Origin of the sequence: Paractinoplanes deccanensis (assembly GCF_016862115.1) — a bacterium.
Lineage (GTDB): Bacteria > Actinomycetota > Actinomycetes > Mycobacteriales > Micromonosporaceae > Actinoplanes > Actinoplanes deccanensis.
Genome location: NZ_BOMI01000106.1, coordinates 31900 through 44867, shown reverse-complemented (window position 1 = coordinate 44867; position 12968 = coordinate 31900). Strand labels below are relative to the sequence as shown.

Below are 12968 nucleotides of genomic sequence, written 5' to 3'. Positions count from 1 at the left end.
GAATACTTATGATCGACGTGCGACGACTGCAAGTCCTGCGTGAGGTGGCGCGGCTCGGCAGCTTCAACCGGGCCGCCGCCACGTTGCGCATCACCCCGTCGGCCGTGTCCCAGCAGATCAGCGCCCTGGAGCGCTCGCTCGGCACGGCAGTGGCCCGGCGCAGCACCCGCGGCGTGGAGCTCACCGACGCCGGCCGGGTGCTGGTCGACGCCGGCGACGCGATCGCGGCCGAGCTGGCCAGCGCCGAGCACGAGATCGGCCGGCTGGCGCAGGCGGACAGCGGCACGCTCACCGTCGCCACGTTCACCAGCGGCGGCCAGCGCCTGTTACCGCCGGCGCTGACCCGGTTCGCCGAGGAGCGGCCCGGCGTCGAGCTGGCCGTGCTCGAGAACGAGCCCGAGGACGCCATCGCGCTGGTCCGTGAGGGCGCCGCCGACGTCGCGCTGATCTACCACTTCGACGGGCCGCCGCCCGCGCCGCCGGGCCTCGCCTACCTCCCGCTGATGGACGACCCCTTCTGGATCGTGCTGCCGCCAGGGCACCGGCTGGCCGGCCGCGACGAGCTCACCGTCGCCGAGCTGGCCGGCGAGCGCTGGGTGCACGGCTGCCTGGTCGTCGGCGACCTGCTGGAGCACTACGCGGCGATGGCCGGCTTCGAACCGCGGGTGGCCTGCCGGGGCACCGACTACGTCTTCGCCCAGTCGCTCGTGGCCGCCGGCGTCGGCATCAGCATGATCCCCCGGGTGGCCCTGACCCACGGCGCCGCCTGCGTGCCGCTGGCGCCGCCGTGCCCCACCCGCTACATCGGCCTGATCATGCCCAAACGCCGTCCCAACCCGCTCGCGGAGATTCTCGGCGATGCCCTTCACAAGACGGTCTCCGCACTCGATAAGTAGAGTGCCGTGCGAAGGTTGGGTTACCAGAGGGATAAGAGCCACATGACGGACACCAGGGTCGACCCCGAGCGCCTGGCGCTCTGCCTCGCCGTGCTCGCCGAGGTCGAGTCCCTTCCGCCCGAGCACCCCGACGCCGTCGCCGTGCGCCGGGCCACCGCCGGCATCTACAAGGCCGTCAAGCAGCAGCGCCGCCGCGACCGCCGGGAGGCCATCCTCGCCAACGACCGGGCCGTGACCGAGGCCACCGCGACCGGCGCGCCCGGCCGCATCGACGACGAGACCGCCGGCATCCCGCTCAAGACCAGCGTGCGGTCGGCCGTCGCCGGCGTGCTGCGCCAGGCGCGCGGCTGCTACATCTGCAAGCAGCGCTACACGCAGGTCGACGCGTTCTATCACCAGCTCTGCCCGTCGTGCGCCGAGAAGAACCACGCCCGCCGCGACGCCCGCACCGACCTGACCGGCCGCCGCGCGCTGCTCACCGGCGGCCGCGCGAAGATCGGCATGTACATCGCGCTGCGGCTGCTGCGCGACGGCGCCGACCTGACGATCACGACGCGCTTCCCGCACGACGCGGTCCGCCGCTTCAAGGCGATGCCGGACAGCGCCGACTGGCTCAAGCGCCTGCACGTCGTCGGCATCGACCTGCGCGACCCGGCACAGGTCGTGGGCCTCGCCGACTCGGTCGCCGCCCGCGGCCCGCTCGACATCCTGATCAACAACGCGGCCCAGACGGTACGCCGTACGCCCGGCTCGTACTCCGCCATCACCGCCGCCGAGAAGGAGCCCCTGCCGTCCGGCGACCTGCCCGAGCTGGAGTACTTCGGCGGCGCGCAGACCTCCCCGGCGGCCGCCCTGACCAGCGGCATAGAGTCCGTTCTGTCCCCCGGCGAGATCACCACCCTGGCGTTGACCGCACGGTCCACGGCCATCGACGCCGGCGGCCTGGTCCCCGACACCACCTCGACGAACAGCTGGAGCGACCGCGTCCACGAGGTGGATCCGCTGGAGCTGCTGGAGGTCCAGCTCTGCAACGTGACGGCCCCGTTCGTCCTGGTCAGCCGCCTGCGCGAGGCGATGACCCGCTCGCCCTACCCGCGCCGCTACGTGGTCAACGTGTCCGCCATGGAGGGCGTCTTCAGCCGCGGCTACAAGGGCGCCGGTCACCCGCACACCAACATGGCCAAGGCCGCGCTCAACATGCTCACCCGCACCAGCGCCGTGGATCTGTTCACCGACAACATCCTGATGACCAGCGTCGACACCGGCTGGATCACCGACGAGCGGCCGCATCCCACCAAGATGCGCCTGGCCGACGAGGGCTTCCACGCGCCGCTCGACCTGGTCGACGGCGCCGCCCGCGTCTACGACCCGATCGTCCGCGGCGAGCAGGGCGAGGACCTGTACGGATGCTTCCTCAAGGACTACGAGCCGATGCCCTGGTGAGAAATAGGTGAGCCACGACCCTGCGGGGCCGTGGCTCGGGTGGTGCGGCGACTGACTGGTGTCAGTGCTTGTGGTACTTGTGGAACCACCACGGGCCGTTGTCGTTGTAGTCGTCGTCGTCCCAGTTGTACCAGTCGTTGTCCCAGTCGTTGTCGTCGAACTCGACAACGAGGGCGTAGCGGCGGTGGAAGCCGTAGCCGACGCGCACGCACTCGGAGTCGTCCCAGCGGTCGAAGCGCTCGCCGATGCGGCCGGCGATGATGCAACGACGCAGGCTGCGGTAGTAGCCGACGACGCGCGAGTCGTCATCGTCGTCGTACCAGTGCTGGGTCGTGCCCTGGCTCGCCTGCGGCGCGACACCGGCGCTGCTGCTGCCGGTGGCGGCCATGGCGGGCCCGGCGCCCAGCGTGGCGGCGGCGACGAGACCCAGACCGGAGACCGTGAGCATACGGGTGATTCGGTTCATCTCACACCTTCTCTTGACAAAACGCTGTGTCGCAAGAAGGAGATCACGTTTACGGATTGTCACGGGTCGGTTTCGTTACGTGTAACCCGATCGTGGAAGAACAGACTTGGGCTACTCTTCCGGCAGCGCCAGGTAGGCCGGGCGCAACAGGTCCACAATCGGGCGCCCCTCGTGTGCTAACGGCGGCGGGTCGAGCTGGTCGAGCAGCGCGTCGGGCCTCGTGACGGCCCCGGGGCGGCCACCGGCCGGTGCCGCGGCGGCGGGCAGCGTCTCGCCCCAGAAGGCCGCCGGGTCGCCGAGCCGCTCCCCCAGGTCGTCCTCCGCCCGGGCCTCGCCGGCCTCGTCCTGGGCCGGCGCCGCGGTGACCGCCCGGGCGCTGCGCAGCTCCCGCAGGCGCAGCAGCAGCTCGTCGCGGCCCCGGCCACGCCAGGTGAAGACGCCGAACGGGTCCTCCTCGAAGCTGCGCGCCAGCGCATAGGTGGTCGCTGCCAGGTGGACGCACGGCATCGGCCAGCGCTCGCAGGTGCAGTCCATCGCCACCTCGTCGAGCGACAGCGGCACCAGCGACAGCCCGGCCGCCTGGAACACGCCGCCGATGCCCGCCGGCATGCGCCCCGCGAGCAGGTCGGCCGCGTAGCGCGCCTCGCGCACGAGGTCCTCCTCGACCCGGGCCCACTCCGAGGCGCCGAAGGCCCGCACGGCGATGCGCGACCGGAACGCCTGGGGGTCGTCGGGCCCGCGCACCAGCGCCACCACGAGGCTGCCCGAGATGGTCAGGCTGCGCACGTGGCCGGCCCGCTCGTCGCGCCGCCCGCGCGCGAAGGTGGGGCCCATCCGCAGCGACTCGAACGTGCCGAGGAAGGCCAGCGAGAGCCGGGGGTCAGTCACTGATCGCCTCCGGGGCGAGGAGCAGCAGGTCGCGCAGCTCGGTGGTGGACAGCGAGGTGAGCCACCCCTCGCCGTTGCCGACCACCCGGGCCGCGAGCACGCCCTTGTCGGCGAGCAGGCGGTCGATGCGCTCCTCCAGCGTGCCCAGGCAGACCAGGGTGTGCACGCGCACGTCGCGCGTCTGGCCGAGGCGGAACGCGCGGTCGGTGGCCTGCTCCTCGGTCGCCGGGTTCCACCAGCGGTCGACGTGCACGACATGGTTGGCCGCCGTCAGGTTGAGGCCGGTGCCGCCCGCCTTGAGCGACAGCACGAAGACGCTGGGCCGGGTGTCGGCCTGGAACGAGGCCACCATCTCGTCGCGGGCGGCCTTGGGGGTGCCGCCGTGCAGGTAGCGCACGGGCGCGCCGAAGCGGGCCGCCAGGTGCGGCGTCAGCATCGCGCCGAAGCGGGCGAACTGGGTGAAGCAGAGCAGGCTCTCGCCCTGCCCCAGGGCCTGGTCGACGATCTCCTCGAGGCGTTCGAGCTTGCCGGAGCGGCCGGGCAGCGGCGAGTTGTCGCCGAGCAGCAGCGCAGGGTGGACGCAGGCCTGCTTGAGCTTGGTCATGCCGGCCAGCACGATGCCCTTGTTCCAGCGGTCGGTCGACTCGTCGAGCCGGGTGGTCATCTCCTCGAGGATCGCCTTGTAGAGCGTGCTCTGCTCGCCGGTCAGCCCGCACAGGTGGCGCACGTGGCGCTTGTCGGGCAGCTCGCCGGCGACGACCGGGTCGGACTTGACCCGGCGCAGCAGGTAGGGCCGGGTGGCCTGGCGCAGGCGCGCGGCGGCCTCCTCGTCCGCGTACCGCTCGATGGGCACGGCGAAGCGGGCGCGGAACGTGTGCGCCGACGCGAGCACGCCCGGGTTGACGAAGTCGAGGATCGACCAGAGCTCGGCGAGCCTGTTCTCCACCGGGGTGCCGGTCAGCGCTATCCGCACCCGTGCCGGGAAGCGCCGCACCGCCTTGGCGGCCGCGCCGGCGCTGTTCTTGACGTTTTGCGCCTCGTCGAGCACCACCCTGTCCCACCGCACGGCGGCGAGCTGGTCGGCGTCGCGCACCGCGGTGGCGTAGGTGGTGAGCACGACGTCGGCGTCCGCCGGGACGACGCGCTCGGAACCGTGCAGCACGGAGACCCGCAGCGACGGCGCGAACCGGTCGATCTCGCGCTGCCAGTTGCCGAGCACCGACAGCGGGCAGATCAGCAGCACCGGCCCCGGGCGCCGGTGCAGCAGCAGCGCCAGCAGCTGCACGGTCTTGCCCAGCCCCATGTCGTCGGCCAGGCACGCGCCCAGGCCGAGACCGTCGAGGAACGCCAGCCACGAGAAGCCGCGCGCCTGGTAGGGCCGCAGCGATCCACGCAGGGCCGCCGGCGGGTCGAGCAGCGTGAGCGTCTGCGGAAGGTCTCCGGAGAGCAGGTCGGCCATCCACCCGGAGCCGCTCGTCGCGGTCACCGGCAGCGGCAGCTCCTCGGGCGGCAGCAGCCGGATCGTGCGCAGCGCGTCGCCGGCGGTCATCGTGCCGCCGCCGCGGGCCAGGAACCGCAGCCCGGCGTCGAGGCGCTCGGCGTCGAGGTAGACCCACCGGCCGCGCAGCCGCACCAGCGGCACCTTGGCCCGGGCCAGGTCGGTCACCTCGGCCTCGGTGAGCATCTCGCCGCCGAGCGCCAGCCCCCAGTGGTAGTCGACCATGTGCCCCAGGTCGGCGGCCTGGTCGCGCAGCACCGCCGGCACCGCCTCGCGGGGCCGCAGCGTGAGCCCGAGGCCGAGCCCCGGCCGCCCGCGCCACCAGGCCGGCAGCAGCACGCCGTAGCCCGCCTCCTCCAGCGTGGCGGCGTGGGTGAGGAAGCGATGGGCCTCCTCGGTGTCGAGGACCATGTCGACGGGACGCGGCACGCGCAGCGCGGCCTCGAGGTCGGGGTAGAGCCGGGCCGCCCGGCCGAGGCCGCCGAGCAACCTCTCCTGGGGGTGCCGGGTCCAGCGGCGCAGCGGCGCGTAGTCGTCGCGCCAGACGTCGGCGGCGGTGACCAGCGCGCTGGGCTCGTCGACCGCCTGGAGCAGGAACTCCAGCAGCCACGCGTCGCGCGGCGGGGTGCCGGCCGGGTTGACCGCGTCGGGCTCCTCGCCCTCGTCGGAGACGTGGCTGAGCCGGAAGCAGAGCCGCACCGCCGCGCCGGAGACGGCCCCCGCGTGCCACGCGTCGAGCTTGTCGGCGAGGTCGTCGGCGAGCGCGGGCGCGGCCACGAAGCGCGGCTCGTCGGTGAGCGCGGCGAGCCAGCCGTCGCCGATGCGCACGCCGGCCTCGGCGAGGCGGGTGCGGACCAGGCCGTCGACGAGGCGGGCGAGCGCGGCGGCCAGCGCGTCCTCGGCGGGCAGGCCGGCCACGTCGCCGGGGCGGGCGCGCTCGGCGCGGGCGGCCGGGGGCAGCCGGCGCAGCAGGTCGGCGTGGTGGACCGCGTCGAATCCGGTGATCACCGGGCGCCAGCGCGCGACCGGCCCGTGCGGGTGGACAGCCGGCAGCACCCGGCCGCGCCGCACCAGGTCGGCGGCGAACGAGCACAGCTCGACCAGCCAGAGCACCGACTGCCCGAGGCGGCCGTCCCACGAGTCGGCCAGGTCGTCGTCGAGGAACGGCACGGTCACCGCCGGCACCTGCCAGGCACGCAGCTTGGGCGTGCCCCGCCGCGGCGGCAGCCCGAGCTGGGGCGACGGCAGCGGGCCCGCGCTGGTCGAGGGCAGGATCAGCGTCACCGGGGGCCGCGCCTCGCCCGCCGGCAGCTCCGAGGCGGGCAGCGCGAACGCCTGCCGGTCGGACGACTCGCCCCACAGGCCCAGCGAGCCGTCGCGCCCGACGAAGCCGTGCAGGACCCGGACCGTGGCCTGGACGACGGCGGTCATGCGACGCTCCAGGCGGGCCGCACGCGGGCGCAGACGGGGTCGCCGTGCTCGTCGGTCAAGCCCAGCGAGCCCACCAGCAGCGCACCCTCGTAGGCGGCACGCAGCGTCGCCGTCGGCACGTCACCGAACATCAGCTTGGCCCGCCGGAACATCGCGAACGTGTCGCCGGAGAGGTTGCCCCAGGTCACATAGAGGAACCGGGCGCCGGGCCGCCCGTGCACCCACGGCCCGCCGACGTCGAGCAGGCCGTCGACCTCGCGGGCCGTGACCTCGAGCTCCCACACGGCCGACGGCGCCCAGGCCGGCACCAGCAGCTCGGCCGACGCCTTGCGCTGCACGCCCACGTGGACGCCGGCCAGCCGCAGCGCATGAGCGCGCTCCCCGGCACGCTGACCGGGCAGGTCGTGTCCTTCGAGGCGGATCCGCACCCGGCAAGACTAGGCCGAGGGTACGACATGATCGCGCACCCAGGCGTCGATGAGGCCGCCGAAGTGGGCGAGGAACTTCTCGTGCTCGTGCACCGGATAGGTGGCGCGGACCGTCTCGCGCAGCAGCGACCGGAACTCCTCGGAGGTGACCCACTCGTACACCATCTCGTCGACGTGGCCCAGGTAGCGCGCGCAGAAGTCCTGGTAGCGGTCGACCTCGAAGTAGGCGTCGGCGAGCCGCCGGTATTCGCCCAGGCGCTCCGCGTACGACAGGGAAGGGTCGTCGGAGACGGCGAAATAGGCCGCCGTGTCCGTGTCGAGGCGCGGGCGGCGCTCGGTCACGACGCAGTAGACCGTCCAGCGCATGAGGGCGGCCATCGCCCACGGGAAGTAGTAGTGCAACGAGGTGATCGCGACGTCCGGGCAGGCGTTCGCATAGTCGATCGGGTGCACGTCGGCGCCGCGTACGAGCGACTCGCAGGAGTTGAACTCCCAGCGGAAGAACGCGTTGACCAGCCGCGAGATCGTCACCACCTCGTCGCCCACCTCGGCGGAGAGGAAGCTGTGGTCGACCTCGTAGCGCGCGTGCATCGGCTGCTCGGGACGGAACTTCATCACCATCGTCTCGGGGCCGATGCTCAGCGAGCGCGTGAAGACGTCGTACCCCTCGACCGAGGCCTGCAGGTGCATGAGCCGCTCGCCGGACGCGTCGTAGGCGGCGTGCAGCTCGTCCGGGTTACGGATCTTGGAGACGCCGACCCAGGCGCCGCCGTCGTAGGGCTTCATGTACATCGGGAAGCCCACCTGCTCGGCCGTACGGTCGAGGTCGAAGGGCTGGTTGTAGCGCGCCGCCGTGTAGGCGTACCGGCTGTTGTCCAAGGGATTCTTGTACGGGACCAGCACCGTCTCCGGCACCTTGAGGCCGAGCCGCATCATCGCGCAGTACGCCGCGTGCTTCTCCATCGACTGGAACGTGAAAGGGCTGTTCAGCAGGTACACGTCGTCCATCAGCGCGATCTTCTTGAGCCACTCGCGCGGGTGGTAGTACCAGTAGGCGAGGCGGTCGATCACCAGCTCGTGGCGGGGCTTGTAGCGCAGGTTGAACGGCTCGATCGTGACGCGCTCGGCGTTCACCCGGTGCGTCTTGCCGTCCGCCCCGGTGATCGTGCCCAGCCTGCGCAGCAGCGCCTCGTACGCGCGCGGCCAGTCGTCCTCGGTTCCCAGCAGCAGTCCGATGGTGTGCTCGACGTCAGCCACGGCGATGCCTCCTTGAAATTCAGCGCGGCCAAACCCTCTGCAACAGCGAAGTCAGATGCGGGTCGAAAGCGTCTCGCCACGCCGGCCAGTCGTGACCACCCTCAATTTCCGCGAAACTCAGCGGATAACCCTGCTCGCGAAGCGCGACGGCCATGCTCCGGTTGTTCGCCAGGTTCTCCTCGCCGCGCCCGCAGGTCATCGCCGCCGGCACCGCCGGCCCGTCGCCCGCCCGCAGCACCCGGCCGGTGAACCGCACGATCCGCAGCCACCGCGCGAACCCCGACTCCTGCTTGTCGAAGCGCGGCTGGAAGAAGCTGCCGGACTGCAGGAACAGCCCCGCGAACGGCTCCGGATGGCGCCGCTGGCAGTGCAGCATCGCCAGGGCGCCGAGGCTGGCGCCCACGCCCACCACCGGGCCGTCCGCCACCTGCGGCAGGATCTCGCCGCTCAGGCTGCGGGCGTACGCGGGTGAGGCCGAGTACCACTCGAAGCGGTCGCCGGCCGGCAGCAGCACGAGCCGGCAGGGCGGGATGCGCCCGGCGGTGATGGAGGCGGCGACGTAGCGCCCGAGCCCCGCGCGGCCGTCGTAGTCGGGGCCGTCGTGCGCGACGAGCACCCGGCTGGTGGCCTGGGCCGGCGTCCAGCTCCGGACGGTCAGCGCGGCGCCGAGGCGCGGGGCCTTGAGCTCGGTCTCGTCCCACCGCCCGGCCGCCGCGGGCAGGCTCAGCCAGTCGGGTTCACGGCCGGCCGAGCGCTCCATCTCCGCACCCTAACCGCCGGGCGGCGGGACCGCGCGCGCTCAGGGCGTATAGGTCTGCGTCGACGAGGACGAGGGCGGCAGGCCGAACATCTCGGTCAGCCCGGTGACCCGCAGCTGGCGGTGCACGAACTCGCTCGGGTTGCGCAGGACGAACCGGGTGCCGACCTCGCGGGCCGCGTTGTATCCGGTGACCAGGGTGCCGATGCCCTGGGAGTCCATGAAGACCACGAAGGTCAGGTCGACGATCAGGCTGACCGGCCGCTCGCGCTGCACCGTGCCCAGCAGGAGGTCACGAAGCGCGCCGACGGTCGCGGCGTCGAGGCTGCCGCGGACGTCGACGACGATCGCGCCGTCGGCCTGCCGCCGCGCCGTCATGACCGCCTCGCCCATGGCTGAGAACCTCTCTTTCCCGTGGCCACACCGTACCCCGGGGGAACGGACCCTCGCAGGCTGCCGCGTGTTTCCGCCGCCACAGCGGACAGCCGGTGCGTGTCCGATTTCGCCCTCCGGTTGCGCGCGACCGGGTGTCGGCACATCGTTACATCGGCGGGAACCGATAACGGGAGGTGAACGCGGTATGGCGACGACTTCGGGGCGGCCGGGCATCTTCGCGGTCCGAGACGTCCGCTCCCTGATCACCGAGACGGCGGAAGAGGGCCACGGGCTCAAGAAGGCGGTCGGTGCCACCCACCTGACCGCCATGGGCGTCGGCGCGATCATCGGTACCGGCATCTTCGTGGTGATCGGCGAGGGGGCGGGCATAGCCGGGCCCGCGGTGATCCTGTCGTTCGTGCTGGCCGCGGTCGCGTGCGCGTTCTCGGCGCTGTCCTACGCGGAGCTGGCGTCGTCGATCCCGGTGGCCGGCAGCGCGTACACGTACACGTACGCCACCCTGGGTGAACTGGTCGCGTGGATCATCGGCTGGGACCTCATCCTGGAGTACGGCGTGTCGGTCGCGGCGATCGCCGTCGGCTGGGGCGGCAACCTCAACGCGTTCCTCGACGCGGCCTTCGGCTTCGCCCTGCCGGACGCCATCGCGAAGTCGCCCGAGGACGGCGGCGTCTTCAACCTGCCCGCCGTCTTCGTCGTCCTCGCCATCACGTTCCTGCTGGTCCGCGGCGTCACCGAGAGCGCGCGGGTCAACCTCGTGATGGTCGTCATCAAGCTCGCCGTGCTGCTGTTCTTCATCGTCGTCGCGTTCGCCAACTTCGGCACCGGCAACTTCCAGCCGTTCGCGCCGGAGGGCGTCGACGGGGTGACAGCGGCCGCGGCGGTGATCTTCTTCGCGTACATCGGCTTCGACGCGGTCTCGACCGGCAGCGAGGAGGCGCGCCGGCCCGAGCGCGACCTGCCGCTGGCGATCATCGGGTCGCTGCTGATCTGCACGCTCTTCTACGTGCTCACCGCGACCGGCGCGATCGGCATCGCCTCACCCGACCAGATCAAGGACAGCGACGCGCCGCTCGCCACCGCCCTCGACCAGGGCGCCGGCATCAGCTGGGCCGCGGCGGTGCTCGCGCTCGGCGCCGTCGTCGCGATCACCAGCGTCGTCCTGGTCATCATGTACGGGCAGACGCGCATCTTCTTCGCCATGTGCCGCGACGGCCTCCTCCCCCAGCGCCTCGCCCAGGTCAACCAGCGGTACGGCACCCCGGCCCGGCTCACCATCGTGCTCGGCGTGCTGATCGCGATCCTGGCCGCGCTGGTGCCGCTCAGCGAGATCGTCAAGCTCGTCAACATCGGCACCCTGTTCGCGTTCGTGCTGGTCAACATCGGGGTGATAGTGCTGCGGCGCACCCGGCCCGACATGCCGCGCCCCTACCGCGTGCCGTGGTCGCCGGTGCTGCCGCTGCTCGGCATCGCGTTCGCCGTCTACCTGATGACCGACCTGCCGCTCGACACCTGGATCCGCTTCGTCGTCTGGCTCGCGATCGGCGTCCTCATCTACTGGCTGTACGGCTACCGCAACTCCCGCCTGCGCAGCGAGCCCTCGTCCACGCCGAACTGGGCGCGCGGGCACGACGACGAGCCGGAGGAGCCGCGATGACCGGGCCCGCGGTCACCGGCCCCGTGGTCACCGGGTACGACGGCGGGCCCTCCGGCGCCGACGCGCTCACGCTGGCGAGCTGGACGGCACAGACGCTCGGCGTACGGCTGATCGTGGCCGTGGTCCACCCCGCGCCCGCCGCCCTCGGCTCCGGCCGGGTGGACGCCGAATGGGTCGCCGACCGGCACCGGGCCGCCGCCCGCGTGCTCGACGGCGCCCGGGCGGTGCTCGAAGGCACCACCATCGAGGTCGACTACCGGCTGGTCGCGTCCTCGTCCGCCGCGCACGGCCTGCACGACCTGGCCGAGGAGACGAGCGCGTCGGTGCTGGTGGTCGGCACCGGCGGCAGCACGGCGGAGCGCCTGCTCGCCGGCACGGTGTGCCCGGTCGCGGTGGCGCCGGCCGGGCTGACCGCCCCGCTCGGCAAGCTCGGCCGCATCGGGGTGGCCTACGTGGACACGCCGGACGGCCGGGCCGCCCTCGCGCAGGCCGCGCGCGTGGCCCGCGGCACCGGCGCGGAGCTGCGGCTCTACACGGTGGTGGCGGAGGCGGACGCGGCCCTGCCGTTCCTGGTGGGCGACGACGCCGAGCGGGCCTTCCTCGACACGGCCCGCGAGACGTACGAGATGTCGCTGTCCCGGGCGGCCGAGACCGTGCCGGACCTGCGCGCCGACTGGCGCGTCGAGTCCGGCGACGTGGTCGAGAAGCTGGCCGGGCTGACCGAGGTGGACGTGCTGTTCTGCGGCTCCCGCGGCTACGGCCCGGCCCGCCGGGTGCTGCTCGGCGGCGTCTCCACGCGGCTCATCCGCCGCGCCCGGCTGCCCGTGGTCGTCGTACCGCGAAGTGGCTAATCGGCGCGGTGGCGCCCGCCGCGCCCGTCGTCGTGCGCGGCGATCGCCACCGACGTCGGCGCCTCCGCCGCCCGCGCGTCCCACGGCGAGATCCTCGGCCGCACCGGCGACGGGTTCAGATCCTGCAGCGGTACGTAGACGCGCGCGTCCACGGCCTCCGCGAGCAGCAGCGCCGCCACCAGGGCCGTCGGGCGCTCGGCCGGATCGCGGCTGAGGCACCGCGAGCACAGGTCGACCACCTCGGGCGGCATCCCGTCCAGCTCGGGCAGCGGGTCCGGGTCGAGGTAGCGCTGGGCGTGCACCAGCTCGGTGGGTGTGTCCGCGCGCCACGGCAGGTGCCCGGCGATGCACTGGTAGAGCAGGACCCCCAGGGCGTACATGTCGGTCGCCGGGGTCGCCGGGCAGCCCTGGAAACGCTCCGGGGCCACGTAGGCCGGCGTACCCATGACCGGCTCGTCCGGGTCGGGCTCGGCGGTGCCGATGGCCGCCGCGATCCCGAAGTCGAGGACCTTCGCCCCGGCCGGGGTGAGCATGACGTTGCCCGGCTTGATGTCGCGGTGCACCACCTTCTCGGCGTGCGCCGCGGCCAGCGCCGCCGCCACCTCGGCGCAGATCCGCACGCCGATGCGCCAGTCGAGCGGCCCGGCGGCGATGTGCGCGCCCAGCGTCTGCCCCTCGACGAGCTCCATGATGATGTACGGGACGTCGCGCCCCTCGCCCGCCGACGGCGACGTGCCGAAGTCGTGCACATTGGCCACGTTGGGGTGTGCGAGGCGAGCCGCCGACCGGGCCTCGGTGCGCACGAGGTCGACGCCCACCTGGCCCAGGGTGCCCTCGACGGCGGGCGCCATGATCTTCACCGCGACCGGCCGGTCCAGCACCTGGTCGTGACCGCGCCACACCTCCGACATGCCGCCGACGCCGATCCGTCGTACGAGCTCGTAACGCCCGCCCAGGGTCCGCATCTCCGCACTGACCTCCCACTGATCTTCGGGTGGCGGTA

At 72.8% G+C, this 12968-nt stretch carries 12 protein-coding genes; 4 read left to right on the top strand and 8 right to left on the bottom strand.

The genetic code is table 11. The features are described from left to right. Positions 1 to 8: 8 nt before the first annotated feature. Positions 9 to 896, top strand: coding sequence for a LysR family transcriptional regulator (locus Ade02nite_RS26605; RefSeq protein WP_203769531.1), 888 nt, complete (start codon positions 9 to 11; stop codon positions 894 to 896). 42 nt (positions 897 to 938) lie between these two features. Further along, entirely contained in the window at positions 939 to 2339 is a 1401-nt protein-coding gene (locus Ade02nite_RS26600) for an SDR family NAD(P)-dependent oxidoreductase (RefSeq protein ID WP_203769522.1), read from the top strand. Positions 2340 to 2400: 61 nt separating this feature from the next. On the opposite strand, the gene Ade02nite_RS26595 is transcribed toward Ade02nite_RS26600, so the two are convergent. The 7 genes from Ade02nite_RS26595 to Ade02nite_RS26565 form a co-directional block, all read right to left on the bottom strand. Further along, a complete protein-coding gene (locus tag Ade02nite_RS26595) occupies positions 2401 to 2805 on the bottom strand; it encodes a hypothetical protein (RefSeq protein ID WP_203769507.1) in 405 nt (134 codons plus the stop codon). A gap of 111 nt (positions 2806 to 2916) precedes the next feature. Next, positions 2917 to 3693, bottom strand: coding sequence for an SWIM zinc finger family protein (locus Ade02nite_RS26590; protein WP_203769505.1), 777 nt, complete (start codon positions 3691 to 3693; stop codon positions 2917 to 2919). After that, a complete protein-coding gene (locus Ade02nite_RS26585) occupies positions 3686 to 6622 on the bottom strand; it encodes a DEAD/DEAH box helicase (protein ID WP_203769503.1) in 2937 nt (978 codons plus the stop codon). The genes Ade02nite_RS26590 and Ade02nite_RS26585 overlap by 8 nt, the downstream gene beginning before the upstream one ends. Then, positions 6619 to 7050 carry a DUF5990 family protein gene (locus Ade02nite_RS26580; protein ID WP_203769501.1) on the bottom strand — a complete coding sequence of 144 codons (432 nt, stop codon included), beginning with the start codon at positions 7048 to 7050 and terminating at the stop codon, positions 6619 to 6621. The genes Ade02nite_RS26585 and Ade02nite_RS26580 overlap by 4 nt, the downstream gene beginning before the upstream one ends. Positions 7051 to 7059: 9 nt before the next feature. Next, positions 7060 to 8307, bottom strand: a complete 1248-nt coding sequence (locus Ade02nite_RS26575; protein WP_203769499.1) for an ATP-grasp domain-containing protein — start codon at positions 8305 to 8307, stop codon at positions 7060 to 7062. Positions 8308 to 8326: 19 nt separating this feature from the next. Beyond that, positions 8327 to 9067, bottom strand: coding sequence for an alpha/beta hydrolase (locus Ade02nite_RS26570; RefSeq protein WP_203769497.1), 741 nt, complete (start codon positions 9065 to 9067; stop codon positions 8327 to 8329). 39 nt (positions 9068 to 9106) lie between these two features. Further along, entirely contained in the window at positions 9107 to 9457 is a 351-nt protein-coding gene (locus tag Ade02nite_RS26565; protein WP_203769495.1) for an STAS domain-containing protein, read from the bottom strand. Positions 9458 to 9644: 187 nt separating this feature from the next. On the opposite strand from Ade02nite_RS26565, the gene Ade02nite_RS26560 reads away from it, so the two are divergent. Next, complete coding sequence (locus Ade02nite_RS26560) at positions 9645 to 11114, top strand: amino acid permease (protein WP_203769493.1); 1470 nt, start codon at positions 9645 to 9647, stop codon at positions 11112 to 11114. Beyond that, the gene (locus tag Ade02nite_RS26555) at positions 11111 to 11965 is read left to right on the top strand and encodes a universal stress protein (protein ID WP_203769485.1); all 855 of its coding nucleotides are present in this window, start codon (positions 11111 to 11113) and stop codon (positions 11963 to 11965) included. Before Ade02nite_RS26560 ends, Ade02nite_RS26555 begins: the two co-directional genes overlap by 4 nt. On the opposite strand, the gene Ade02nite_RS26550 is transcribed toward Ade02nite_RS26555, so the two are convergent. Then, positions 11962 to 12930 (bottom strand): serine/threonine-protein kinase, encoded by a 969-nt coding sequence (locus Ade02nite_RS26550; protein WP_203769483.1) that lies wholly within the window; start codon positions 12928 to 12930, stop codon positions 11962 to 11964. The genes Ade02nite_RS26555 and Ade02nite_RS26550 overlap by 4 nt on opposite strands. Positions 12931 to 12968: the final 38 nt, after the last annotated feature.